21 protein-coding genes are annotated in these 26341 nt (G+C 69.0%); 6 read left to right on the forward strand and 15 right to left on the reverse strand.

Going from position 1 to position 26341, the window contains the following annotated elements; translation table 11 throughout:
• Positions 1 to 37 precede the first annotated feature (37 nt).
• From eno to edd, 10 genes are all read right to left on the reverse strand, one after another.
• The gene (eno, locus tag F7Q96_RS20800) at positions 38 to 1327 is read right to left on the reverse strand and encodes a phosphopyruvate hydratase (RefSeq protein ID WP_006576077.1); all 1290 of its coding nucleotides are present in this window, start codon (positions 1325 to 1327) and stop codon (positions 38 to 40) included.
• Between the two features lie 130 nt (positions 1328 to 1457).
• Positions 1458 to 1748, reverse strand: a complete 291-nt coding sequence (locus F7Q96_RS20805) for a DUF1330 domain-containing protein (RefSeq protein WP_053821520.1) — start codon at positions 1746 to 1748, stop codon at positions 1458 to 1460.
• 128 nt (positions 1749 to 1876) lie between these two features.
• Complete coding sequence (gene kdsA / locus F7Q96_RS20810) at positions 1877 to 2746, reverse strand: 3-deoxy-8-phosphooctulonate synthase (protein ID WP_053821519.1); 870 nt, start codon at positions 2744 to 2746, stop codon at positions 1877 to 1879.
• Between the two features lie 25 nt (positions 2747 to 2771).
• A complete protein-coding gene (locus F7Q96_RS20815; protein WP_053821518.1) occupies positions 2772 to 4427 on the reverse strand; it encodes a CTP synthase in 1656 nt (551 codons plus the stop codon).
• A gap of 136 nt (positions 4428 to 4563) precedes the next feature.
• On the reverse strand, positions 4564 to 5385 hold the full coding sequence (locus F7Q96_RS20820) for a peptidase (RefSeq protein ID WP_226994847.1): 822 nt from the start codon (positions 5383 to 5385) through the stop codon (positions 4564 to 4566).
• A gap of 99 nt (positions 5386 to 5484) precedes the next feature.
• Positions 5485 to 6303, reverse strand: a complete 819-nt coding sequence (locus tag F7Q96_RS20825; protein ID WP_053821516.1) for a transglutaminase family protein — start codon at positions 6301 to 6303, stop codon at positions 5485 to 5487.
• A gap of 31 nt (positions 6304 to 6334) precedes the next feature.
• Positions 6335 to 7288 (reverse strand): alpha-E domain-containing protein, encoded by a 954-nt coding sequence (locus F7Q96_RS20830; protein WP_053821515.1) that lies wholly within the window; start codon positions 7286 to 7288, stop codon positions 6335 to 6337.
• Between the two features lie 72 nt (positions 7289 to 7360).
• On the reverse strand, positions 7361 to 8833 hold the full coding sequence (locus F7Q96_RS20835; RefSeq protein ID WP_151023237.1) for a circularly permuted type 2 ATP-grasp protein: 1473 nt from the start codon (positions 8831 to 8833) through the stop codon (positions 7361 to 7363).
• Positions 8834 to 9064: 231 nt separating this feature from the next.
• A complete protein-coding gene (locus F7Q96_RS20840) occupies positions 9065 to 9574 on the reverse strand; it encodes a gluconokinase (protein WP_053821514.1) in 510 nt (169 codons plus the stop codon).
• 212 nt (positions 9575 to 9786) lie between these two features.
• Entirely contained in the window at positions 9787 to 11649 is a 1863-nt protein-coding gene (gene edd / locus F7Q96_RS20845) for a phosphogluconate dehydratase (RefSeq protein WP_151023238.1), read from the reverse strand.
• 294 nt (positions 11650 to 11943) lie between these two features.
• Between edd and F7Q96_RS20850 the strand changes: the two genes are divergently transcribed.
• Complete coding sequence (locus F7Q96_RS20850) at positions 11944 to 12891, forward strand: MurR/RpiR family transcriptional regulator (RefSeq protein WP_053821513.1); 948 nt, start codon at positions 11944 to 11946, stop codon at positions 12889 to 12891.
• 13 nt (positions 12892 to 12904) lie between these two features.
• On the opposite strand, the gene F7Q96_RS20855 is transcribed toward F7Q96_RS20850, so the two are convergent.
• The 4 genes from F7Q96_RS20855 to F7Q96_RS20870 all read right to left on the reverse strand — a co-directional run bounded on the left by F7Q96_RS20855 (position 12905) and on the right by F7Q96_RS20870 (position 18470).
• A complete protein-coding gene (locus F7Q96_RS20855; protein WP_053821512.1) occupies positions 12905 to 15418 on the reverse strand; it encodes a DNA internalization-related competence protein ComEC/Rec2 in 2514 nt (837 codons plus the stop codon).
• Between the two features lie 180 nt (positions 15419 to 15598).
• The gene (locus F7Q96_RS20860; protein ID WP_053821511.1) at positions 15599 to 16441 is read right to left on the reverse strand and encodes a TatD family hydrolase; all 843 of its coding nucleotides are present in this window, start codon (positions 16439 to 16441) and stop codon (positions 15599 to 15601) included.
• Between the two features lie 27 nt (positions 16442 to 16468).
• Positions 16469 to 17227 (reverse strand): lipoprotein-releasing ABC transporter ATP-binding protein LolD, encoded by a 759-nt coding sequence (gene lolD / locus F7Q96_RS20865; protein ID WP_053821510.1) that lies wholly within the window; start codon positions 17225 to 17227, stop codon positions 16469 to 16471.
• Complete coding sequence (locus F7Q96_RS20870; RefSeq protein ID WP_053821509.1) at positions 17220 to 18470, reverse strand: lipoprotein-releasing ABC transporter permease subunit; 1251 nt, start codon at positions 18468 to 18470, stop codon at positions 17220 to 17222. Before F7Q96_RS20870 ends, lolD begins: the two co-directional genes overlap by 8 nt.
• A gap of 128 nt (positions 18471 to 18598) precedes the next feature.
• Between F7Q96_RS20870 and F7Q96_RS20875 the strand changes: the two genes are divergently transcribed.
• A complete protein-coding gene (locus tag F7Q96_RS20875; protein WP_053823045.1) occupies positions 18599 to 19750 on the forward strand; it encodes a hypothetical protein in 1152 nt (383 codons plus the stop codon).
• A gap of 91 nt (positions 19751 to 19841) precedes the next feature.
• Positions 19842 to 21539 (forward strand): single-stranded-DNA-specific exonuclease RecJ, encoded by a 1698-nt coding sequence (gene recJ, locus F7Q96_RS20880; RefSeq protein WP_053821508.1) that lies wholly within the window; start codon positions 19842 to 19844, stop codon positions 21537 to 21539.
• Positions 21540 to 21650: 111 nt separating this feature from the next.
• Here recJ and F7Q96_RS20885 read toward each other — a convergent pair whose 3' ends face one another.
• Positions 21651 to 22397, reverse strand: coding sequence for a M23 family metallopeptidase (locus F7Q96_RS20885; RefSeq protein WP_151023243.1), 747 nt, complete (start codon positions 22395 to 22397; stop codon positions 21651 to 21653).
• A gap of 335 nt (positions 22398 to 22732) precedes the next feature.
• Here F7Q96_RS20885 and prfB point away from each other — a divergent pair.
• The 3 genes from prfB (at position 22733) to lysS (ending at position 26281) form a co-directional block, all read left to right on the forward strand.
• Positions 22733 to 23837 (forward strand): peptide chain release factor 2 gene (gene prfB, locus F7Q96_RS20890; protein ID WP_144425760.1). Its coding sequence is split into 2 segments (ribosomal slippage): positions 22733 to 22813 and positions 22815 to 23837, totalling 1104 coding nucleotides; the frame shifts between segments, so codons are not numbered across the junction.
• 87 nt (positions 23838 to 23924) lie between these two features.
• Positions 23925 to 24707 (forward strand): SDR family oxidoreductase, encoded by a 783-nt coding sequence (locus F7Q96_RS20895; RefSeq protein ID WP_151023239.1) that lies wholly within the window; start codon positions 23925 to 23927, stop codon positions 24705 to 24707.
• Positions 24708 to 24748: 41 nt separating this feature from the next.
• Positions 24749 to 26281, forward strand: coding sequence for a lysine--tRNA ligase (gene lysS / locus F7Q96_RS20900; RefSeq protein ID WP_053821507.1), 1533 nt, complete (start codon positions 24749 to 24751; stop codon positions 26279 to 26281).
• The last annotated feature ends 60 nt before the right edge of the window (positions 26282 to 26341 follow it).

A 26341-nucleotide genomic window follows, 5' to 3' on the forward strand; every position in this document is an offset into this window, starting at 1 on the left:
GCGGCCGGGGCCGCCGCACACCCGCCGACTCCCGGGCTTAGCGCAGATTGTAGAACGCGCTCTTGCCGGGGTAGCTGGCGATATCGCCCAGGTCTTCCTCGATGCGCAGCAGCTGGTTGTACTTGGCGATACGGTCCGAACGCGACAGCGAGCCGGTCTTGATCTGGCCGGCGTTGGTGCCCACCGCGATATCGGCGATGGTGCTGTCCTCGGTCTCGCCCGAACGGTGCGAGATCACGGCGGTGTAGCCGGCGCGCTTGGCCATCTCGATCGCGGCGAAGGTCTCGGTCAGCGTGCCGATCTGGTTGATCTTGATCAGGATCGAGTTGCCGATGCCCTTCTCGATGCCTTCCTTCAGGATCTTGGTGTTGGTGACGAACAGGTCATCGCCGACCAGCTGCACGCGCTTGCCGAGCTTGTCGGTCAGCACCTTCCAGCCGTCCCAGTCGCCTTCGGCCATGCCGTCCTCGATCGACACGATCGGGAACTTGTCGCACAGATTGGCCAGGTAGTCGGCCCACTGGGTCGAATTGAGCGTCAGGCCTTCGCCTTCGAGGTGATACAGGTCCTCGCCTTCGCGGAAGAACTCGCTCGAAGCGCAGTCCAGAGCCAGCAGCACGTCCTCGCCGGCGCGGTAGCCGGCCTTCTCGATCGCCTGCAGGATCGTGTTCAGGCATTCCTCGTTCGAGGCGAAGTTCGGCGCGAAGCCGCCTTCGTCGCCGACCGCGGTCGACATGCCCTTGTCGGCCAGGATCTTCTTCAGCGCGTGGAACACCTCGGCACCGCAGCGCAGCGCTTCACGGAAGCTCTTCTGCGACACCGGCATGATCATGAATTCCTGGATGTCCAGGCTGTTGTTGGCGTGTGCGCCGCCGTTGACGATGTTCATCATCGGCACCGGCATCTGCATCGCGCCCGAACCGCCGAAGTAGCGGTACAGCGGCAGGCCGGCCTCCTCGGCGGCGGCCTTGGCGACCGCCATCGACACGGCCAGCATCGCGTTGGCGCCCAGGCGGCTCTTGTTCTCGGTGCCGTCCAGATCGATCAGCGTGCGGTCCAGGAAGGCCTGCTCGGAGGCGTCCAGGCCCATGATCGCTTCGGAGATCTCGGTGTTGATGTGCTCGACGGCCTTCAGCACGCCCTTGCCCAGGTAACGCGACTTGTCGCCATCGCGCAGTTCGATCGCCTCGCGCGAGCCGGTCGACGCGCCCGACGGCACCGCGGCGCGGCCCATCACGCCCGATTCGAGCAGAACGTCGCATTCGACGGTCGGGTTGCCGCGCGAGTCGAGAACCTCGCGACCGATGATATCTACGATTGCACTCATGGATTCCTCTTGATCTAGATCTGATGAAGCTTGGGTCCGTGCACTGCGACTGTGCACCGCGTCTGGTATCGCGCTGCCCTGCCGCGTGCTCCGGATGGAAACCCGCGTCCGGCAACGCGCCGGTCGAAGCTCAAACGCCCTCGACCACGATCATGTTCATCCGGGCCGCATGCTCGCGCGCCTTGCGGGCCGCGCGGTAGGTCTCGCCGTCGTGGAAGGCCTGGGCCGCCTCGACGCTGGGGAATTTCAGCAGCACCACGCGCGTCGGCGCCCAATCGCCTTCGAGCGGGACCGTGCGGCCGCCGCGCACCAGCACCTCGGCGCCGTGCTCCTGCATGGCCTTGCTGGACAGGACCTTGTACTGCTCGTACTGCTGCGGATCGGTGACGTCGACGTAGGCGATGATGTAGCCGGCGGCCATGCGTATCTCCAGGATGAATCTTATGGTTGTCAACGTTGCCGCCGGATGACGGCGGCAACGTGCGGAATCGGTGATCGGCGAGAAAGCCGTTGCAGCTGACGATGGGCGGCTGGCGGTTGCGCAGGCGCTCAGGCGCAGGCCGGCCAGCCGAAATTGTCTTCGAGGAAGCCGGCGCGCTTGGTCAGCGCGTCCAGATCCTTCAGCACCGCCAGCAGTTCGCGCATGCGCGACAGCGGCACGGCATTGGGGCCGTCGGACATCGCCTTGCTCGGATCCGGGTGGGTCTCCATGAACAGGCCTGCGATGCCGACCGCCACCGCGGCGCGCGCCAGCACGGGCACGAACTCGCGCTGGCCGCCCGAGCTGGTGCCCTGCCCGCCCGGCAGTTGCACCGAGTGGGTCGCGTCGAACACCACCGGCGCGCCGGTCTCGCGCATGATCGCCAGCGAACGCATGTCGGACACCAGGTTGTTATAGCCGAACGACACGCCGCGCTCGCAGGCCATGAAGCTGTCCTCGGGCAGGCCGGCTTCGCGCGCGGCGTCGCGGGCCTTGTCGATGACGTTCTTCATGTCGCCCGGGGCCAGGAACTGCCCCTTCTTGATATTGACCGGCTTGCCGCTCTGCGCGCAGGCGCGGATAAAATCGGTCTGCCGGCACAGGAAGGCCGGCGTCTGCAGCACGTCGACCACCGCCGCCACCGGCGCGATCTCGTCGATCTCGTGGATGTCGGTCAGCACCGGCACGCCGATCTCGCGCTTGACGGTGGCCAGGATCTCCAGCCCCTTCTCCATGCCCAGTCCGCGGAAGGACTTGCCCGACGAGCGGTTTGCCTTGTCGAACGAGGACTTGTAGATGAAGGGAATGCCGAGCTCGCCGGTGATCGCCTTCAGCTGCCCCGCCGTATCGAGGGCCATCTGCTCCGACTCGATCACGCAGGGACCGGCGATCAGAAAGAACGGCCGGTCCAGGCCGACGTCGAATCCACACAATTTCATCTTGCTCTCCTGCTATGCGGCCGCTTCAGGCGCCCTTGCGCCGCTGCTGGCCAGCCAGCGCGGCTTCGACGTAGGCCTTGAACAGCGGATGGCCCGCGCGCGGCGTCGAAGTGAATTCCGGGTGGAACTGCACGCCGACGAACCACGGGTGCATCTGCGCCGGCAGCTCCATCATCTCGGGCAGGTTCTCGGTCGGTGTGCGGGCCGAGATCACCATGCCGGCCTGCTCCAGCTGCGGCACATAGTGATTGTTGACCTCGTAGCGATGGCGATGTCGCTCGTTGACCTCGGCGCCGTAGATCTGCGCGGCCTTGGTGTCCGGCTTGACGGGCACGCGTTGCGCGCCCAGGCGCATCGTGCCGCCCAGGTCGGAATCGGCCGAGCGCTGCTCGACCTTGCCGTCGCGGTCGACCCATTCGGTGATCAGCGCCACCACCGGGTGTTCGGTTTCCAGGCTGAATTCGGTCGAATTGGCGTCGCGCATGCCGGCCACATGGCGGGCGAACTCGATCACCGCCAGCTGCATGCCCAGGCAGATGCCCAGGTATGGCACCTTGTTCTCGCGGGCGTACTGGATCGCGCGGATCTTGCCCTCGGTGCCGCGCTTGCCGAAGCCGCCGGGCACCAGGATCGCGTCCAGGGGCTTGAGCACTTCCAGGTGGCCCGATTCCAGTTCTTCGGAATCGATGTATTCGATATTGACGCGCGTCGCGGTATGCATGCCCGCGTGGCGCAGCGCCTCGATCAGCGACTTGTACGACTCGGTCAGGTCGACATACTTGCCGACCATGCCGATCGTCACTTCGTGCTCGGGGTTTTCCTGCGCGTTGACCAGCTTCTGCCACATCGACAGGTCGGCCGGCTTCGGATCGAGGCGCAGTTCCTCGCAGATCAGGCGGTCCAGGCCCTGCTCGTTGAGCATCTGCGGAATCTTGTAGATGCTGTCGACATCCCACACCGAGATCACCGCTTCCTGCGGGATATTGGCGAACAGCGAGATCTTGGCGCGTTCGTCGTCCGGGATCGGCCGGTCGGCACGGCACAGCAGCGCGGTCGGCGAGATGCCGATTTCGCGCAACTTCTGCACCGAGTGCTGGGTGGGCTTGGTCTTGAGCTCGCCGGCGCTGGCGATGAACGGCACCAGCGTCAGATGGACGAAGGCCGCGTGGTTGCGCCCCATGCGCAGGCTCATCTGGCGGGCGGCCTCGAGGAACGGCAGCGATTCGATGTCACCGACGGTACCGCCGATCTCGACCAGCGCCACGTCGGCCTTGCCTTCGTGCGACGCGGCCGCGCCCTTCTCGATGAAGGCCTGGATCTCGTTGGTGATATGCGGAATCACCTGCACGGTCTTGCCCAGGTATTCGCCGCGCCGCTCCTTGCGGATCACCGATTCGTAGATCTGCCCCGTGGTGAAGTTGTTCGACTTGCGCATCTTGGCCGAGACGAAGCGCTCGTAGTGGCCAAGATCGAGGTCGGTCTCCGCGCCGTCTTCCGTGACGAATACTTCGCCATGCTGGAAGGGGCTCATCGTGCCGGGGTCGACGTTGATGTAGGGATCGAGCTTGAGGAGGGTGACTTTGAGGCCGCGCGACTCGAGAATAGCCGCGAGCGAGGCGGCAGCGATGCCCTTGCCGAGGGAAGAGACGACGCCACCGGTGACGAAGACGAATTTGGTCATAAACCGAGCTTGCCGGGGAAATCGGGATTATACATGAGCGGGGCCGGATGGACCGGCGGAATCGGCGTGCCGGACTGTGCGCTCGCGTGTCGTTTCGGCGGCGGACCGGGCCTTGCACGAGGCGCCGCCATCCCGTTCACTGCGGTTCGCGCGGACGATCGCGCCGGGCCCGCACCGGCTGTCCCCAGCGGTCGCCCTCGCCCTGCCGCGTCAGCGGATGTTCGGCCGGGGCCGCGGCGTCCCACTCCGGATTGTCGATCTCTCCGAACACCTGACGCAGGCGCTGGCCCCAGGTCTCGCGGATCATGCAGAAATAGGGATTGCGCTCGTCGATGGTGGCAAAGCGCGTGACGTGCAGCGAATCGGCCTCGTAGACCAGCAGGTCCAGCGGCAGCCCCACCGAGATATTGGACTTGAGCGTCGAGTCCATCGAGATCAGCGCGCACTTGGCCCCTTCGGCCAGCGGCAGCGACGGATGCACCACGCGGTCGATGATCGGCTTGCCGTACTTGGCCTCGCCGATCTGGAAGTAGCAGTTCTCCGGCGTCGCCTCGACGAAATTGCCGGCCGCATAGATATTGAACAGCCGCACCCGCTCGCGGCCGATCTGGCCGCCGAAGATCAGGCTGACGTTGAACTCGATGCCGGCATCGCGCAGCGCGTCGGCGTCGCGGCGATGCACCTGCCGGACCGCGTCGCCGACGATCGAGGCGGCCTCGAACATATCGCGCGCGGTCCACAGCGAGCGCTTGCCATCGCGGCTCTCCATCAGGATCTGGCGGATCGACTGGCTGATGGCCAGGTTGCCGGCGGTCATCAGCACCATGACGCGGTCGCCGGCCTCCTCGAACACCGTCATCTTGCGGGCGGTCGAGATCGCGTCGACACCCGCATTGGTGCGCGAATCGGACAGGAATACCAGGCCGGCATCGAGCCGCATGGCTACACAGTACGTCATGGCTTTGTCTTATTGTGGTGACATGGCGCGCGGCGGAACGCGCGGGAGCATCCCGGCATTCTAGCGCCCTCCTCGCGCGCGCCCTGCACCGCGGCCAGACTAGACCGGCTCGATCAGGATCTGCACCGACAGCGATTCGGTGCCGCCGCCTTCGCGCACGCCGCGGATCGGCGCCGCCGAGCGGTAGTCGCGCCCCACCGCCAGGCGGATATGGCGGGTATCGGTGAAGCAGCCGTGCGTCACGTCGATGCTGCACCAGCGCTCGCGCTCGGTGTCGACGCACAGGTCGGCCCACGCGTGGCTGGCCAGCTCGGTCGCGGCCGGGTCGTGGAAATAGCCGCTGACGTAGCGCGCCGGCACGCCGAAGGCGCGGCAGGCGGCCACCATCACCTGCGCCTGGTCCTGGCAGACGCCGGCGCCGAGCGCGAAGGCCTCGGCGGCGCTGGTGCCGACATCGGTGGCATTGGGCTGGTAGCGCACGCGTTCGCCGATGGCCTGGGCCAGCGCCAGCAGCGCGGCCGGCTCATGGCCGGCAGCCAGATACGGCGCGGCGAATGCGCTGAGCTCGGCCGGCGCGCTGGTCAGCGGCGTGCCGCTGCGAAAGTACAGCGGCGACACGCGCGCCTCGCCCGGCGGCGGCGCGTCGCTGAAGCAGCCGTCGGCATCGGCCGCGGGCGTGATCTCGACCTCGCCGCTGGCGGCGATCGTGATGGTGTCGGCCGGCCGCGCCAGCGTGAACTGATGGACGATATTGCCGAAGCCGTCGAGCGCCTCGGACAGATTGCCCGGCACCGACAGCTGCCATTGGTGCACCTGCTGCAGCGGGCCGGAGCGCGGCGCCAGCCGCAGCTCGTGAACGCTGCGGATCACCGGCTCGGTATAGCGATAAACGGTGCGATGGTGGATCTGGTATTTCACGGTCCTGTCGCGCGACGCCGGGTTCAGGCTTTCAGGCTGCCAGCGGCGGCACCAGGAAGTCCCGGCTGATGCCGCTGCCCAGATCGCCGATGCGTTCGAGGAAGCTGGTCAGGAACGCGTGCAGCCCGACCGCGAAGATGTCGTCGATGCGCGCGTATTTGAGGTCGGCATGCAGTTTACCAGCCTGCCGCTCGGTCTCGGCCGACTGCTGGTTGCGCACCAGCGCCAGGATCGCCACCACCTCGTCCATGCTCGACACCAGCGAGCGCGGCATGTCGGGCCGCAGGATCAGCAGTTCGGCGACGCGCACCGGCGTGATCACGGTGCGGTAGATCTTGCGGTAGACCTCGAAGCCCGACACCGAACGCAGCACCGCGGCCCAGTGGTAGAAGTCCTGCTCGGTCCGCTCGCCGCCGCCGTTCTCGCTGCCGGTCGCCTGGAACTTGACGTCGAGGATCCGCGCGGTGTTGTCGGCGCGCTCCAGGAAGGTGCCCAGCCGCATGAAGTGGAAGGCATCGTCCTTCAGCATGGTGCCGAACTGCACGCCGCGCGCCAGGTGCGAGCGGAACTTGACCCACTCGAAGAACTGCGACGGATCGTCGCGCAGCACGCCGTCCGAGATCATCCGCTGCACGTCCAGCCACGTGGTGTTCAGCGTCTCCCACACCTCGGTGGTCAGCGAGCCGCGCACCGCGCGTGCGTTCTCGCGCGCCGCGCGCAGGCAGCTCATGATCGACGAGGGGTTGGTCATGTCGCGCACCATGAAGTCGATCACGTCCTCGCGCGACAGCAGCCCGTACTTGTGGTCGAACGCGTGCGTCAGCTCCGAGATATCGAGCATCGCCCACCAGCCCTGCTCGGCCACCTCGATCGATTGCGGCAGCAGCGAGGTCTGGTAATTGACGTCGAGCATGCGCGCGGTATTCTCGGCGCGCTCGGTGTAGCGCGCCATCCAGAACAGGTGGTCGGCGGTGCGGCTCAGCATGATGGCTCTCCGTGGTCCGGTCGAAGATCGCGGGGTCGGCAGGGCTGCCGTCGTTGTCGAAGGCTCGGCGGCTCAGCGCTCCAGCACCCAGGTGTCCTTGGTGCCGCCGCCCTGCGAGGAATTGACCACCAGCGATCCCTCGCGCAGCGCCACGCGCGTCAAGCCGCCCGGCACCATGCGCACCTCCTTGCCCGACAGCACGAACGGCCGCAGATCGATATGCCGCGGCGCGATGCCGGCCTCGACATAGGTCGGACAGGTCGACAGCGCCAGCGTCGGCTGCGCGATGTACTGATGCGGCCGCGCCTTGACCACCTCGCGGAACGCGTCGATCTCCGCGCGCGTCGCCGCCGGCCCGACCAGCATGCCGTAGCCGCCGGCGCCATGCGTTTCCTTGACCACCAGTTCGTCCATATGGTCGAGCACGTACTGCAGATCGTCCGGGCGCCGGCACATATAGGTCGGCACGTTGGCCAGCAGCGGTTCCTCGCCCAGATAGAAGCGGATCATCTCGGGGACATAGGGATAGATCGACTTGTCGTCGGCGACGCCGGTGCCGATCGCATTGCAGACCGTGACATTGCCGGCGCGATAGACCGCCAGCATGCCGGCCGCGCCCAGCGTCGAGTCGGGCCGGAACACCAGCGGATCGAGGAAGTCGTCGTCGACGCGGCGGTAGATCACGTCGACGCGCTGCGGCCCCTGCGTGGTGCGCATGTACAGATAGTCGTCCTGCACGAACAGGTCGCTGCCCTCGACCAGTTCGATGCCCATCTGCTGCGCGAGGAACGCGTGTTCGAAGTACGCGGAGTTGTACATGCCCGGCGTCAGCACCACCACGGTGGGATCGGCCATGCCCTGCGGCGACACGCTGCGCAGCATGTCGAGCAGCAGATCCGGATAGTGGGCCACCGGCGCGACGCGATTGCGGGCGAACAGCTCGGGGAACAGGCGCATCATCATCTTGCGGTTCTCGAGCATGTACGAGACGCCGGACGGCACGCGCAGATTGTCCTCGAGCACATAGAACTCGCCCTCGCCGGCGCGCACCACATCGATGCCGGCGACATGCGCGTAGATGTCGCGCGGCACGTCGATGCCCAGCATCTCGGGCCGGTACTGCGCGTTGTCGTAGACCTGCTCGGGCGGAATCACGCCAGCACGGATGATGTCCTGCCCGTGATAGATATCGTGGATGAAGCGGTTCAGCGCGGCGACGCGCTGGCGCAGCCCCCGTTCCAGCAGCGCCCATTCGCCGGCGGGAAAGATGCGCGGAATCACGTCGAACGGAATGGTGCGCTCGGTGCCGCTGTTGTCCTCGTCCTTGTCGCCATAGACGGCGAAGGTGATGCCCACGCGCCGGAACACCAGATCGGCCTCCGCGCGCTTGTTGGCCATCGTCGCGTCCGACTGGCGCGCCAGCCAGTCGGCGAAATGGCGGTAGTGCGGCCGGATCGCGTCGGACGGCAAGGCCTGCCCGGCGGCGATGTTCGGCGGCGCGTCGCCGCGCCAGTCCAGCATTTCATCGAAAAACCGCGCCGCCATGATGCTCTCCCCTGTACCGGGCGCCCGACCGGCCGCCGCGCATCGTTGACTCCTACAGCATACGTCCGGCCGCCGCCCCCGAGAAGGAAGCCAGGTGCCTTGGCAGACATTCAAGCAAGATGTCTGCCAGTGGCACCGTTGCACAAAACGGGGCGGAAAGCCGCGCCGGGACAGGAAACGGCATGGAATGGCCGGGAGCGGCGCGGGAACACGCCGCTCCGCGACACCAATTCAGTGCACGGGCTGGCTGCCGCGGACGGGCGGACGCTCCTGCAGGATCTGGCGCACCAGTTCCTCGGGCGGCTTGCGAATATCGAGCACCAGCGCGTCGCGCGGCTCCTCCAGCGTATCGAGCTGGCTCTGCAGCAGCTTGGGATCGAAGAAGTGTCCGCTGCGGCCGGCCAGGCGGGTACGCAGCACGTCGATGTCGCCCTTCAGGTAGATGAAGCTGACCCCGCCGTCGGGCGGCGTCAGCCGGTCGCGATAGATCTGGCGCAGCGCGGAGCAGGTAAACACGTGCGGGCGGCCCTCCGCGCGGGCCTGATCGATGGCCGCGCGCATCGCGTCCAGCCACGGCCAGCGGTCTTCGTCGGTCAGCGGAATGCCCGCGGCCATCTTCGCCTTGTTGGCGGCGCTGTGGAATTCGTCGGCATCATGGAAGCCGCAATGCAGCGCCTGCGCCAGCAGCGAGCCGACCGTGGTCTTGCCGCTGCCGGAGACGCCCATCAGGATATAGATCATGTCTGCTCCATCGATCAGGATCGGACGGTCGGTGCCGTCCTTGTTGGTCTGACCGCGCGCCGGCGAGTTCGCGTGCGGGCGGTCGAGGCCGGACGCCAGGTCCGGCCAACTTCGGGATTGATTCGGTATCGGAAATCGCCCAGCGGGTAGCGGATAGCGCGTTCCGGATAGCGGCTGCCGCAAGTACGCCCGACAGCACGACTACAGCACGACTATAGTGCGCGCGGCGCCGCCATCGCATCGGCCTCGCTGAGGTCCAGCGCGCTGCCGCCCAGCTCGGCGCCGCGCGCGTGGCGACGGAACAGCCCGAACAGGCCGCGGCCAAGGCTGTAGTCGGCGAACCGGTCCTGCGGCGGTGCAGCGGGCACGCGCGCCGCGAACTCTGCCGGATCGCCGAGCCAGGCCAGCGTGCCGGCGACCGCATCGACCCGCAGCAGGTCGCCGTCGCGCACACGCGCCAGCGGCCCCCCTGCACTCGCTTCCGGTCCGACGTGGATCACCGCCGGCACCTTGCCGGAAGCGCCCGACATACGGCCGTCGGTGACCAGCGCGACGCGGTGGCCGGCGTCCTGCAGCGCGCCCAGCGGCGGCGTCAGCCGATGCAGCTCGGGCATGCCATTGGCGTTCGGCCCCTGGAAGCGCACCACGACGATGACGTCGCGGTCGAGCTCGCCGCGCGCGAACGCGTCCTGCAGCGCCTGCTGGGAATCGAACACGCGCGCCGGCGCCTCGACAATCCGGTGCTCGGGCGCCACCGCCGACACCTTGATCACGCCCCGCCCCAGATTGCCGGACATCAGCCGCAGCCCGCCCTCGGGATCGAAGGGCCGCGCGATCGGCGCGAGCACCTGCGGGTCCCCGCTTTGCGCCGGGGCATCGCGCCACTGCAGCGCACCGTCGTGCAGCACCGGCTCCCGCGCATAGCGCGATAGTCCCGGGCCGGCCACGGTATCGACGTCCTCGTGCAGCAGCCCGGCATCGAGCAGCTGCCGAATCACGAAGCCAACGCCGCCGGCCGCATGGAAATGGTTGACGTCGGCGGCGCCGTTCGGATAAACGCGAGCAAGCAGCGGCGTCACGCGCGACAGCCGGTCGAAGTCGTCCCAGTCGATCACGATGCCGGCCGCGCGCGCCATCGCCACCAGGTGGATCGTGTGGTTGGTCGAGCCGCCGGTGGCCAGCAGCCCGACGATGCCGTTGACGACCGCGCGTTCGTCGACGACGCGGCAGATCGGCAGATAGCCATCGCCGCGCGCCGACAGCGCCAGCGCGCGCTGCGCCGCGGCCGCCGTCAGCGCATCGCGCAGGCCGCCCTCCGGCGGCACGAAGGCCGCGCCCGGCAGATGCAGACCCATGATTTCCATCAGCAGCTGGTTGCTGTTGGCGGTGCCGTAGAAGGTGCAGGTGCCCGCGCCGTGATAGGCTTGGCACTCGGCCTCGAGCAGCGCATCGCGGCCGACCTGGCCGGTCGCGTACAGCTGGCGCACGCGCGCCTTCTCCTTGTTGGGCAGGCCGCTGGCCATCGGGCCGGCCGGCACCATCACCACCGGCAGATGGCCGAACTGCAACGCGCCCATCACCAGCCCCGGCACGATCTTGTCGCAGACGCCGAGCATCACCACCGCATCGAAGGTGTTGTGCGACAGCGCGATCGCGGTGCCCATCGCGATCGCATCGCGCGAGAACAGCGACAGCTCCATGCCAGGATTGCCCTGCGTGATGCCGTCGCACATCGCCGGCACGCCGCCGGCCACCTGTGCCACCGCCCCCGCCTCGCGCGCGGCCGCGCGAATCAGCGCGGGATAGCGCTCGTAGGGCTGGTGCGCCGACAGCATGTCGTTGTACGCGGTGACGATGCCCAGGTTCAGCGCGTGTTCGACGCGCAGCTTCAACTTGTCGGCGGCCGGCAGCGCGGCATAGCCATGGGCCAGGTTGGCGCAGGACAGCCCCTGCGCCGGCCCCTGTTCGCGTTGCGCGCGGGCGCAGCGCTCCAGATAGGCGGCGCGGCTGGCACGGCTGCGTTCGACGATGCGCTCGGTGACGTCGCGCACGGCGGGATCGAGAGTCTGTGGCATTCGGTATCGGGAGGCGAACAGGGAATCGGGCGGTTCGTTGAGCGGGATATCGGCGGATCCCGGCGAGGCAATTTGTGTAGAATTTCTACATTCTACCGGATGACAGCACCATTCCAGAAGCCCCCTTTCCGCACCGGCTCATCGATACCGACGAAAAACCCCGGCGAAAATGGCCCTCTCCTCTTCTTTCATCAGGGTTATTCCCGACTGCGGCGCACCGCGTTCGGCCCGATCATTCGGCCGGCAAAGTAGAATCTCTACATACTTCGATCCAATCCCACTCTTGCCGCCCTCATGCGCGACCGCATCCTCGCCGTCTACGACTCCCTTCGTCCCTCCGAACGCCGCCTCGCCGACTATGTCGCGCGCCACGGCGCCAGCGTGATCCGGCTGTCGATGCCGGAGCTCGCTCGCCTTGCCGGCGTGTCGCAGCCGACCATCGCACGCTTTTGCGCGGCGCTGGGCTACGACGGCTTTCGCGAGTTCAAGCTGCAGTTCGCGCAGACCGTCGGCGCCGGCACGCCGTTCGTGCACCAGGACGTCAACCCGCAGGACCGGCCGGCCGATATTGCCGGCAAGGTCTTCGACCGCACCATCGCGACATTGATGTCGGTGCGCAATGCGCTGTCGGCCGATCAGATCGAGCACGGCATCGCGCTGCTGGCCGGCGCGCGCCGCATCGAGTTCTACGGCTGCGGCAACTCCGGCATCGTCGCCCTCGACATCCAGCACAAGTTCTTCCGTCTCGGCATGCCCACCGTCGCGTACTCCGACCCGCATGTGTTCAGCATGTCGGCCGCGCTGCTGGCGCCGGGCGATGTCGCGGTGCTGGTATCGAACAGCGGCCGCACCTGGGACATGCTGACCGCCGCCACGCTGGCGCGCGGCGCGGGCGCGAGCGTGCTGGCGCTGACGCACAGCGGCTCGCCGCTGGCCGCGCTCGCCGACGTCTGCGTGTTCTCCGATGTCGAGGAGGACAGCGAGGTCTATACGCCGATGACCTCGCGCATCAGCCATCTGGTGCTTGGCGATGTGCTGGCCGCGGGCGTCGCGCTGGCACGGGCCGACACGATGGCGGGCCGCCTGCAACGCGCGAAGGCGCATCTGCGCGAACGCCGCATCGCCAGCGCCGAGCCGAGCCACGCGATCGAGCCGCTGCCGCGCGCCAGGGCGCGCCGCGACGCCGGTCCGGCGGCAAAGCGCGCGGCAAAGCCGGCGGCTCGCCGCGCCGCCAAGCGCTAAGGGCACGCAGCGTTCATTCCGGCGCATCCGGCGCCGGCCGCCAGTAGCGCCGCGCCTGCTGCCGGAACGACGCGATCGCGATGCCGTCCCGATCCGCGACGACTTCGACCGCGCCGGTGCGATCGCTGCGATAGCGCGCGATCCCGCGGCGGCCATAGCGCGCCCATACCTGCGCATGCGGATGCCGGTAGCGGTTGCGATAGCCGAGCTGGAACACCGCCGCGGCGGGCCTTACCGCGTCGAGCCATTCGTCGCTGGACGAGGTGCGGCTGCCATGGTGCGGCACCAGCAGCAGGTCGGCGCGCAGCGCATCGGGCGGCAGGCGCGCCACCATCGCCAGTTCGGCGGCGCGGTCGATATCGCCGGTCAGCAGCATCGCGGCGTAAGGACTCGAGACCCGCAGCACGCAGCTGCGCGCATTGCTGCCGATCGCCGCGTCGTCGCCCTGCCCCGGCAACGGATGCAGCAGTTCGAAACGCACGCCGTCCCATTGCCACGCGATACCGGCCGCGCACACCTGACCGACATCGGGTCCGCCCCCGGGCGGCAACCGCCATAGCGGATGGCCACGCGGCAGCGAGCCCCACAGGCGCCGGACCGGCAGCGCGGCCATCACGTCGCGCGCACCGCCGGCATGATCGGCATCCTCGTGGCTGATCACCAGCGCATCGAGCGAATGGATGCCGACCGCGCGCAGGAACGGCACCACCACGCGTTCGCCGGCGCTGGGCCGTGGCGCGTCGGCCGGGCCATAGGCTGGCCCGGCGTCGTACAGCAGCCGATGGCCGCGGGTCTCGATCAGCACCGCCGCGCCCTGTCCGACATCGAGCGCCGTCGCGCGGAAGGCCGCGGCCGGCAGCGGCGCGCGGCCGCTCGACAGCATCGGGATCAGCAGCACCAGGCCGTGCACGCGCCAGCCCCAGCCGAAGGCGCGCGGGGCCAGCAGCACCGCCGTGCCGAGCAGCGCGAAGGCGAGCTCGACCGTGTCCGGCCGCGCCGCCTGCCAGACGGCCCAGTCCGGCGCCGCCAGCCGCACCAGCGCCGCCGCCAGCCATGCCATCGCCTGGTGCGCCAGCGCCAGCAGCGATGCGGCGGCCATCGCGATGGCGCCGCCTGCCGGCCAGTCCACGGGCCAGGCGGCCAGCAGCGCCGCGCACAACGCCAGCGGCGTCACCAGCAGGCTGACGAGCGGAATCGCCAGCGCATTGGCCAGCGGCGACACCACCGACACCTGCTGGAACAACAGCAGCGTCGGCGGCAGCAGTCCGATCGTGACGGCCCATTGCGTGCGCACCGACTCGGCCAGGTGCCGCCGCACGCCCTGCCAGCGCGCCTGCCAGACCGAACGCTGCGACGGCTCGCCGCCGGTCACGGCCACGGTTCGCTGCGACGCCGCCACGAAGATCGCGGCGACCGCGCCGAACGACAGCCAGAAGCCCGCCGCCCGCACCGCCCACGGGTCGAGCGCCAGCGCGACCGCGGCGGCCCAGGCCAGCACCAGCGAGGCCGGCGGCCGGCGCTGCCACCACAGCGCCAGCGCGGCCACGGACACCATCGCCACCGTGCGTTGCGCCGGCACCTCCATACCCGACAGCAGCCCATAGCCGAGCGCCATCGCCACGGCGACCAGCGCCGCCGCCCGCTGCGCCGGACAGCGCAACGGCAGCGGCCGCCGCAGCCATCTGCCCACGCCAAACGAGCGCCGCCACAGGGCCCGTGCCAGCGCGCCCGCCAGCCCCGAGATCATCGTGATATGCAGGCCCGAGATGCTGACCAGATGGCCGATGCCGGTGCGCGTGAACCAGCGCCACTGCTCGGCGGCGATGCCGCTCTGGTCGCCGATCGCCAGCGCCACCAGCACGCCCGCCAACGGCGCCTCGGCCGGCATCGCCGCCAGCATGCGCGACCGGATCTGCGCACGCCAGCGGGCAATGCGCCAGGCCGGCCGCAGGGCCACCGGCGCCGCGGCGCGGGCCGCCAGCACGTAGCCGGTTGCGCCAATGCCCCGCTGCAGCAGCCAGTATTCGTAGTCGAAGCCATGCGGATTGGCGAGACCATGGGGGCGCTTCAGCCGTGCGGTCACCGCCAGCCGCGTGCCGGGCAGCAGATCGGGCGGCGCCTGCTGCCAGCCGAGCGACAGCAGCGGCGGCAAGCCGGCCGGCCTGTCGCCGTCGACCGTGAACGCGAAACGCAGGCCCTCGCCGTTGCCGGTCGGCAGTCCCGACACCACGCCCGTCAGCGACAGCGTGACGCCTTCGAACTGCGCCGCAAGCCGCTCGGCCAGGCGACGCTCGGCACGCCAGACGGACCATGCCGCGCCGACGATCAGCGCGGCCAGCACGGTGGCCAGCAAGCGCACATGGAAGCCGATCGAGGAGGGCCCCGGACGCCCGGCAAGCGGCGGCAGCGCGAGCACCACGACCAATGCGGCCAGACCGGCGGTCACGGCGATCGACGCGGGCGGCAATGCCGGCAATTGCTGCACCAGCCAGCAGCCCGCGACGAAGGCGCACAGCGTCAGGCGCATCGCGGCCCGGCAATAGCGGCGGCGGCAATAGCGGCCGCAGCAATGGCAGGAACAGCAGGCGCCGCAGAGAACGAAACGACGATAGCGGCCGCAACGACCGCACGCACCGCAGACATGCACGCCCCCGCTCAAGGGATCACGATGCCGCGTTTATACCGCCGGGCGGCGGAACGAACCTTGTCAGTCCGTCACGGCGAAGGACGGTGCCATCGTCGCGGCAAAGGCGGCCAGCCGGGGCAGCGCCTCGGCCGCATTGCGCCAGGTCGCCCGGGCCAACGCGTCGGCATCGATGCCGCGCAGTTCGGCCAGCACGCGCGCGACGCCCGCCACCTCGGCCGGCGTGTTGCGCACCTTGCGCTGTTCGCCGAACTGGTCGTCGGTCAGCCAGGCCGGCGCGATATCCGGGGCATCGGTCTCCAGCACCAGCGCGTCCAGCGGCAACTCCACCGCCAGCCGCCGGATCTGCCGCGCGCGGCTGAACGTCACGTTGCCGCCGAAGCCGAGCTTGAAGCCCTGCTCGACGAAGCGCTGCGCCTGCTGCGCGCTGCCGTTGAAGGCATGGGCGATGCCGCGCCGCACGCCGACGCGCCGCAGTTGCGCGGCAACCTGATCCTGCGACTTGCGCACATGCAGCAGCACCGGCAGATCGAACTCGCGCGCGATCTTCAGCTGCTCGACGTAGAGCCAGCTCTGATGCTGCGCGTCGAGGCCCGGCACGAAGAAGTCCAGGCCGATCTCGCCGATGCCGACGAAGCGGGGGTCGGACAAGGCGACCTCGACCTCGCTGCGCAGCGCGTCCAGATCGGACTGCCCTGCCCCGGGCGTGCACAGCGGATGGATGCCGAGCGCGTAGACGCAGGCCGGATGGCGATGCGCCAGCGCGCGCACCGCGGCGAAGTTCGACACCGCCACCGCGGGCAGCACGATGCCGCCGACGCCGGCCGCGGCCGCGGCGGCCACCACCGCGTCGCGGTCGTCATCGAACTCGGCCGCGTCCAGGTGGCAATGGGTGTCGATCCACATCGGGGACAGGCTCCGGCGTGCCGCGGGTCAGCGTTCGCGATGCAGATGGCCGTCGCGCAGCCGCAGCACACGGTCGCAGCGATTGGCCAGATCGAGATCGTGGGTGACGATCACGAAGCTGGTGCCCAGCGTGCGCGACAGCTCCAGCATCAGGTCGTAGACGCCGCCGGCCGTATGGTCGTCGAGGTTGCCGGTCGGCTCGTCGGCCAGCACGCAGGCGGGCTGCCCCACCAGCGCGCGCGCGATCGCCACGCGCTGCCGCTCGCCGCCCGACAGCTCGCCCGGACGGTGCTTCGCGCGCTCGCCCAGGCCGACGCGCGCCAGCATCGCCTGCGCCGCCTCGCGCGCCTCGCCCTGGCGCAGGCCGCGGATGCGCATCGGCATCGCGACGTTGTCCAGTGCGGTGAACTCCGGCAGCAGATGGTGGAACTGGTAGACGAAGCCGAGCGAGCGGTTGCGCACGAGGTTGCGCTCGGTCTCGCGCAGATCGGTGAAGGGCTTGCCGAGCAGCGCGACGCTGCCCGAATCGGGATTGTCGAGCCCGCCCAGCACATGCAGCAGCGTGCTTTTGCCCGAGCCGGAGGCGCCGACGATGGCGACCTTCTCGCCGGCGTCGATGCGCAGGTCGACGCCGCGCAGCACCTCGACGTCGAGTCCGCCCTGGCGGAAACGCTTGCACAGCCCCTGCGCGGTCAGGATCGGCCTTGCCGCGGCGGTGGCGCCCGCCGGCACGGCCGCGGGGCAGGCGTCGGGGGAAGCGGCGCGGTTCAGCATGGTCTCACTCATAGCGCAGCGCCTCCGCGGGGTTCACGCGCGCGGCGCGCCAGCTGGGATAGAGCGTGGCCAGGATGGCCAGCACGAAGGAAATGGTGCCGATGGTGGCGATGTCGTTCACGCGCGGGTCCGAGGGCAATTCGCTGATGAAATAGATGTCGCGGGGCAGGAACTGGACCTGCAGGATCCGCTCGATGAAGGGCACGATCACGTCGATATTGGTCGCGATCAGCGTGCCGCCGAGCACGCCCAGCACGGTGCCGATGAAGCCGATCGCCACCCCCTGCACGATGAAGATGCGCATGATCGAGCCGGGCTGCGCGCCCATCGTGCGCAGGATCGCGATATCGGCCTGCTTGTCGGTGACGGTCATCACCAGCGTCGATACCAGGTTGAAGGCCGCCACCGCGATGATCAGCGTCAGGATGATGAACATCATCCGTTTCTCGGTCTGCACCGCCGCGAACCAGTTGCGGTTCTGCTTGGACCAGTCGCGCAGATAGAGCTCGCCGGACAGCGTGCCGGCCAGCGCATCGGCGACCTGCGGCGCGCGCTGCATGTCGGACAGCTTCAGCCGCAGGCCGTTGGGGCCATCGAGCCGGAACAGCGTCTGCGCGTCCTGGATGTCGATCAGCGCCAGCGCGCTGTCGAACTCGTAATGGCCCGACGAGAACAAGCCGACCACGGTGAACTGCTTGAGCCGCGGCAGCACGCCGGCCGGCGTGATGGTGCCCTGCGGCGCCACCAGCGTGACCTTGTCGCCGACGCGCACGCCCATCGCCGCGGCCAGCTCGCCGCCAAGCACGATGCCGAAGCCGCCCGGCTGCAGCTCGTTCAGGCTGCCGGCCTTGAACTGCTTGCCGATGTCCGAGACCTTGGGCTCCTCGGCCGGGTCGACGCCGCGCAGCAGCACGCCGCGCACCGTGTCGTCGCGCGTCAGCATCGCCTGCGCGGCGACATAGGGCGCCGCGCCGACGACCTCCTTGTTGCGCATCGCCTCGGCGGCGGTGCGGCGCCAGTCCGGCAGCGTGGAAGGGCCGATCACCTCGATATGCGCGAGCACCGACAGCATGCGGTCCCGCACCTCCTTCTGGAAGCCGTTCATCACCGACAGCACGACGATCAGCGCGGCCACGCCGAGCGCGATGCCGAGCATCGAGATCATCGAGATGAACGAGATGAAGGTATTGCGGCTGGCGCGTTTGCTGGCGCGGGTATAGCGCCAGCCGATCTGCCACTCGTAGGGAAAGTTCAAGACGGTTCCTGTGTTCGTTGCCAATGCGCGATGGGCGCAATTGCCCGCGCAACTGCCCGCGCAAATCCGGCGCCAATTCGGTGAATCGGGACGCGCCGGCCAGCCGCGAGTTTACAATCTCGCCAACCATGACGACGCACCTGACCCTGATTGTGCCCTTTTCGGTCCCGCCCGGCGCGGATACCGAGGGCCTGGACGAACCGAACGGCACCGGTGGCGGCATTGCCGGCGCGCTGCTGCGCCAGTTGGAGTTGCCGGCGCTGGGAAAGTTGCTGACCCGCGCTGGCGCCACTGCGCGCGAGCGCCACGGCCAGGGCTACGACCCGACCGCGCTGCGCTCGCTGCCGCATGAACGCTGGCTGGCGGCGCGCGCGGGCCTGGACACGGCGCGCGTGCCCACCGCCCCCTACATGCGGCTGGCCGACCATGGCGGCGCCGCGGCGGGCCGCGACGAGCGGTCGTGGGTCTGCCTGCAGCCGGTCCATATCCATGCCGCGCGCGATCATCTGGTGCTGATGGACCCGGCGCTGCTGACGCTGGACGCCGCCGAATCGGCCGCGCTGCGCGAGGCCATCGGGCCGCTGCTGGACGATTCCGGCATTGCGCTGGACGCTCCCCATCCCGGCCGCTGGTATCTGCCCGAGGCCGTGTTCGGCCCGCTGGACGCGACGCCGCCGCTGCGCGCGGCCGGCCGCAATATCGATGTGTGGATGCAGTCCGGCCCGCGCGAGCGTGACTGGCGTCGGCTGCAGAACGAGATCCAGATGACCTGGTTCGACCATCCGGTCAACCAGGCGCGCGAGGCCAGCGGCGCGCTGCCCGTCAACTCGGTCTGGCTGCATGGCGGCGGCGCGCTGCGGCCGGTGCCACGGCTGGCCGATACGGTGCTGGCCGACGATCCGCTGCTGCGCGGGCTGGCGCTGGCCGGCGGCGCCGCATGCCGGCCCTTGCCGTCCTCGCTGGCGGCGCTGGCCTCGGAGACGTCGCAGCACGCCGACGGCAGTGCCATGGCACTGCTCGATGCCTGCGCCTCGGCCTATATCGCCGAGGACTGGGGCAGCTGGATCGAGCGGCTGCATGCGCTCGAGGCCGACTGGTTCGCGCCGGCGCTGGCCGCGCTCGAGGCGGGCCGGCTGCAGGCGCTGACGCTGGTGCTCGGCGGCGACGACCATCACGCCGAATTCACCGTGCGCCGGGGCGACCTGCGCAAGTTCTGGCGCGGCCTGGGCATGCGCGGCGACTGGCGCGCGCTGCTGTCCGATCTGGCGCTGGCCGCATGAGCGCGACCATGCCGATGCCACTTCTCCCGTCTTACCCGCTCAGTATGCGTTGCCGCCGCGCCGGCCCCTGCTCCGCTATCGTTCCGACTCCATGACCCGCATCGCGATCCGCCCCCACCAGCCCGACCACGCCAGCGCCCTCGCCGCGCTGGGCCTGCATCCGACGCTGGCGCGCATCCTGTCGGCGCGCGGCGTCACCCATGCGCGCGAGCTGGCCACCGACCTGCCCGAGCTGATGGCGCCGCAGGCGATGAAGGGCATCGACCGCGCCGCAGTCTATCTGGCCGACGCGATCGCGGCCCGCCGCCGGCTGCTGATCGTCGCCGATTACGACTGCGACGGCGCCACCGCCTGCGCGGTCGGCGTGCGCGGTTTGCGGATGCTCGGCGCGCAGGTCGACTACATCGTGCCGAACCGCTTCGAATACGGCTACGGCCTGACGCCGGAGATCGTCGCGCTGGCGGCGCAGCGCAATCCCGACGTGATCGTCACCGTCGACAACGGCATCGCGAGCGTCGATGGCGTGGCCGCGGCCAATGCGCGCGGCATCGACGTGGTCGTCACCGACCACCATCTGCCGGGCGACCGGCTGCCCGACGCCGCGGTGATCGTCAATCCGAACCAGCCGGGCTGCGGCTTCCCCAGCAAGAACCTGGCAGGCGTCGGCGTGATGTTCTACGTGCTGCTGGCGCTGCGCGCCGAACTGCGCCAGCGCGGCGTGTTCACGCCGGCCAGCCAGCCGCGGCTGGACACGCTGCTCGATCTGGTCGCGCTCGGTACCGTGGCCGACGTGGTCAAGCTCGACACCAACAACCGCATCCTGGTCGCGCAGGGCCTGAAGCGCATGCGCGCGGGCCGCATGCATGCGGGCGTGGCCGCGCTGTTCCGCGCGGCCGGACGCGAGGCCAGCCGCGCCACCACCTTCGATCTCGGCTTCGGCCTGGGGCCGCGGCTGAACGCCGCGGGACGGCTGGCGGACATGTCGCTCGGCATCGAATGCCTGCTCAGCGACGATGCGGAGCGCGCCTGGGAGATCGCCCAGCAGCTCGATGCGATGAACCGGGAGCGGCGCGACATCGAGGCGGGCATGCAGCAGGAAGCGCTGCAGATCCTCGAACGTCCGCTGGACGGGCTCGATCCGTCGTCGCGCTTTACCGTCAGCGTGTTCAACGACACCTGGCACCAGGGCGTGATCGGCATCGTCGCGTCGCGCCTGAAGGAGAAATTCCATCGGCCGACGATCACCTTCGCGCCGGGCGACGAGGCCACGATCAAGGGCTCGGGCCGCTCGATCCCGGGCTTTCATCTGCGCGATGCGCTCGATCTGGTCTCCAAGCGTCATCCCGGTCTGCTGGTCAAGTTCGGCGGCCATGCGATGGCGGCCGGCCTGACGCTGCGGGCCGGCGACTTCGAACGCTTCATGGACGCGTTCGAGGGCATCGGCCGCGAATGGCTGACCGACGATCACCTGGCCCGCGTGATCGAGACCGACGGCGAGATCGAGGACCACTGCTTCGATCCGGCCTTCGTGTCGCTGCTGGAGCAGCAGGTATGGGGCCAGGGCTTCCCGCCGCCGACCTTCTGCGGGGAGTTCGACGTGCTGCGCCAGACCGTGCTCAAGGGCAAGCATCTGAAGCTGCAGCTCGGACGCGGCAAGCGCCAGTTCGACGCGATCTGGTTCAACCACGCCGACACGCTGGGCGCCAGCGCGATGGTCGCCTACCGGCTCGACAACAACACCTTCAACGGCGTCACGCGCGTGCAGATGGTGATCGAGCACGCGCAATAGCAAGCCGGCGCCTCACGCTGTCGCCCCCGCGCAGGCGGGGCGGCAGCGGCTTGTCCGGCCAGTTTGCAGTCACTGGGTCGCCGCCTGCGTGGGGACGACGAAACGGATCGCCTATCCCCGTGCGGGCAGCATGCTGGCCGGATCGACCGGCTTGCCGTTGCCGCGCACCTCGAAATGCAGCTCGCTGGCGGCGGCGCCCATGCGGCCCACCACCTGGCCCGCATCGACGTGGGCGCCTTCCTTGACCATCGGCTGATCCAGATTGCCGTAGACGGTCAGCCAGTCGTCGTTGTGCTTGACGATCACCAGCGTGCCATAGCCGCGCAGCGCGCCGACATGGATGGCCCAGCCGGCCGCGGCCGCGCGCACGGTGCCGTTGGCCGGCACCGCGATGCGAAGGCCCTTGCTCGACGGCGGCGAATAGCCGTGCGTGACCGTGCCGTCCGCCGGCCATTGCAGCGCGATGCGGCTGGACGGCGGCCGGCTCGACGGCGCCGCGGCGCGCGGCGTGTCCTCGACCGTGGTCGGGCCGCTGGCGTTGCTCGCCGCCGCCGCCGTGGCGCCGGCGGCAGGCCGGACGCGGATCAGCTGGCCCACTTCGATGCGGTCGGCGCTTGGCAACGCGTTCCAGCGCACCAGATCGCGCACCGAGCGGCGATGGCGGCGCGCGATCGAATACAACGTGTCACCGGAGCGGACACGGTAGAAGCCATCCGGCGCGGGGCCGCCCTCGCCCACCGTGCCGCAGCCGGCCAGCGTGGCCAGCATCGTGGCGGCCAGCGCGGCGATGGCGCGACGCCGGCCGATGGCGGGGGCGTCGGTGGCGGTCGCGGTCGGGAAGGTCGTGGTGGCTGGCATCGTCATGGCGGCATCGGAAATCTGGCGCCCGCCGCAATATCGATGGCCCGGATCTACGGGCCCGGCTGTCGCGGCGGCGGACTGGAACGGCGGATAAAAACGGAAGCGGCGCCACCGATGTAACGGTTGACGCACCCGCAACTGTAGACCATCGGTCACGGCCACAGTTCGGCGCGGCGTCCGGAATCGCCCAGCGGTGACCCGGGCAGGACCCGAGCCGCCGCGGCCCCGGCATCGCCAAAGCGTGGCCGTCCGCGCGGCGCATTATCCGTCATTGCCCGGGGAATGCCTCCCCGTTCCGCTATAATTCACGGTTTTCAAAGCGCAAGAACACCATGGAAGCAGAACGCCTCAACGCCATCTCCGGCGCCATCTCCGATCTCCGTTCCCGGACGGAAGATCTACGGGGGTATCTTTGACTACGACGTCAAGGTAGGACGTCTGGCCGAAGTCAACGGCGAACTGGAGGACCCCGAGGTCTGGAACAACCCGAAGCGGGCCCAGGATCTCGGCAAGGAAAAGAAGATGCTCGAAGGCGTGGTCCAGGTCCTGGGCAAGCTGACCGAGGATCTGGAAAGCGCGCAGGAGCTGTTCGAGCTCGCGCGTGAAGAGGGCGATGACGACACGCTGGTGTCGATCGAAGAGGACGTCAAGGGCTTCGAGGCGACCGTCGCCGACATGGAGTTCCGCCGCATGTTCTCCGGCGAACTCGATCAGGCCAATGCCTTCATCGACATCCAGGCCGGCGCCGGCGGTACCGAGGCGTGCGACTGGGCCTCGATGCTGCTGCGCCAGTACCTGAAGTACTGCGAGCGCAAGGGCTTCAAGGCCGAGGTGCTGGAAGAATCCGAGGGCGACGTCGCCGGCATCAAGAGCGCCACGATCAAGGTCGAGGGCGAATACGCGTTCGGCTATCTGCGTACCGAGACCGGCGTGCACCGGCTGGTGCGCAAGTCGCCGTTCGATTCCTCGGGCGGCCGGCACACCTCGTTCTCGTCGGTGTTCGTCTATCCGGAGGTCGACGACTCGTTCGAGGTCGAGATCAATCCGGCGGACCTGCGCGTCGATACCTATCGCGCCTCCGGCGCGGGCGGCCAGCACATCAACAAGACCGATTCGGCGGTGCGGATCACGCATATTCCGACCGGCATCGTGGTGCAGTGCCAGAACGACCGCTCGCAGCACCGCAACCGCGCCGAGGCGATGTCGATGCTGAAGTCGCGCCTGTACGAGCACGAGATGCGCAAGCGCCAGGCCGAGGCCGACAAGCTCGAATCGACCAAGACCGATGTGGGCTGGGGCCACCAGATCCGCTCGTACGTGCTGGACCAGAGCCGCATCAAGGACCTGCGCACCAACGTCGAAATGTCCAACACGCAGAAGGTGCTGGACGGCGACCTGGACAACTTCATCGAAGCGAGCCTGAAACAGGGCCTGTAAGCGCAGCACCGGCGCCGGCCGCGCCACCCATCCCGCGGCGCGGCCGTGCCGCGGGGTCCGACCTCTCTCTCCGCCAGGGCGACATCCATGACCACAGCCGCATCGACCGACGCTACGACCGACGCATCGCATCTGATCATCGTCACCGGCGCCTCGCGCGGGCTGGGCGCCGCGCTGGTGCGCGCGCTGATGGTGCCGGGCAACCGGCTGGTATGCGTGGCGCGCAGCCGCAATGCCGAACTGGAGCAGGCCGCGCAGGCCAGCGGCGTGCCGATCGCCTGGCATCTGCAGGACCTGTCGAAGCCCGCGCAGGCGGCAAGCTGGCTGGCGAGCGTGCTCGACAGCATCGACGCCCCCGCCAGCGCGACGCTGGTGCTGAACGCCGGCGTGATCGAGCCGATCGCGCCGATCGCCGAGCTGCAGGAGGCCACGCTGGTGCCGCACCTGATGACCAACCTGGTGTCGCCGATGACGATGACCGCGGCCTTTCTGGCGCGCAGCGAGCGCTTTGGCTGCCCGCGCAAGGTGCTGGCGATCTCGTCGGGCGCCGCGCGCCGGCCGGTCGAGGGCTGGAGTGCCTACTGCGCCGGCAAGGCGGCGCTCGACATGTTCGTGCGCTCGGTCAATGCCGAATACGCGTCGCTGCCGGCCGAGCGCCGCGTGCGCGCGGTGGCGCTGGCCCCGGGCGTGGTCGATACCGGCATGCAGGCCGCGATCCGCGAGGCCGACTTCGCCCAGGTCGAACGCTTCCGCTCGCTGAAGGCCAACGCGCAGCTGACCAGCCCCGACGAGGCCGCGGCCCGCATCGCCGCCTATCTGCAGCGCGCCGACTTCGGCAGCACCGAACTGGACGATATCCGCAATACCTGACTTTCCCGCGCGGCCCTCGTGCCCCGCCCTTTGACGACATCATGACCGAACCCACCCGCGCGCCTGCCGAGCAGGCCCCCGCCGTCGACGAAAACAAGATCATTGCCGAACGGCGCGAGAAGCTGCAAGCGCTGCGTCAGCAAGGCGTCGCCTTTCCCAACGACTTCCGCCCGACCCACCAGGCCGCCAGCCTGCACGCGCAGTACGGCGAGGCCGACCAGGCCGCGCTCGAGGCCAGTCCGGTCGAGGTCGCGGTGGCCGGCCGCATGATGCTCAAGCGCGTGATGGGCAAGGCCAGCTTCGCCACGGTGCAGGACGGCAGCGGCCAGATCCAGTTCTACATCACGCGCGACAAGGTCGGCGAAGAGGTCTACGCGCAGTTCAAGCACTGGGACCTGGGCGACATCGTCAGCGCGCGCGGGCTGCTGTTCCGCACCAACAAGGGCGAACTGTCGGTGCAGGTGCAGGAGCTGCGCCTGCTGTCGAAGTCGCTGCGGCCGCTGCCGGACAAGTTCCACGGCCTGGCCGACCAGGAAATGAAGTACCGCCAGCGCTATGTCGACCTGATCGTTTCGCCGGAGACGCGCGCGACCTTCCGCGCCCGGACCGAGGCGATCTCGTCGCTGCGCCGCCATATGGCCGAGGCCGGCTTCATGGAAGTCGAAACGCCGATGCTGCATCCGATTCCCGGCGGCGCCGCGGCCAAGCCCTTCATCACGCACCACAATGCGCTGGACATGCAGATGTTCCTGCGCATCGCGCCCGAGCTCTATCTGAAGCGCCTGATCGTCGGCGGCTTCGAGCGCGTGTTCGAGATCAACCGCAATTTCCGCAACGAGGGGGTCAGCCCGCGCCACAACCCCGAGTTCACGATGATGGAGTTCTACGCGGCCTATACCGACTACCGGTGGCTGATGGACTTCACCGAGGACCTGATCCGCAAGGCGGCGATCGACGCGCGCGGCAGTGCGACGCTGACCTACCAGGGACGCGAGCTGGACCTGGGCAAGCCCTTCCATCGTCTGACGATCACGCAGGCGATCCAGAAGTACGCGCCGCAATACACCGATGCGCAGCTGGCCGATGCCGAATTCCTGCGTGCCGAGCTGAAGAAGTTCGGCGTCAACACCAGCGCGCCGCAATTCCTGAACGCCGGACTGGGCACGCTGCAACTGGTGCTGTTCGAGGAGACCGCCGAGAGCCAGCTGTGGGAGCCGACCTTCATCGTCGACTATCCGGTCGAGGTGTCGCCGCTGGCGCGCGCCTCCGATACGGTGCCCGGCATCACCGAGCGCTTCGAGCTGTTCATCACCGGCCGCGAGATCGCCAACGGCTTCTCGGAGCTCAACGATGCCGAGGACCAGGCCGAGCGCTTCCGCAAGCAGGTCGAGCAGAAGGACGCCGGCGACGAGGAGGCGATGTATTTCGACGCCGACTACATCCGCGCACTGGAATACGGCATGCCCCCGACGGGCGGCTGCGGCATCGGCATCGACCGCCTGGTGATGCTGCTGACCGACAGCCCGAACATCCGCGACGTGATCCTGTTCCCGCATCTGCGGCGGGAAGACTGAGGTCGCCGCGGCGGCCCAACAAAAAAGCGCGCTTCATGGAAGCGCGCTTTTTTTTTTGCG

Source organism: Cupriavidus gilardii (assembly GCF_008801915.1).
GTDB classification, from domain to species: Bacteria; Pseudomonadota; Gammaproteobacteria; order Burkholderiales; family Burkholderiaceae; genus Cupriavidus; species Cupriavidus gilardii.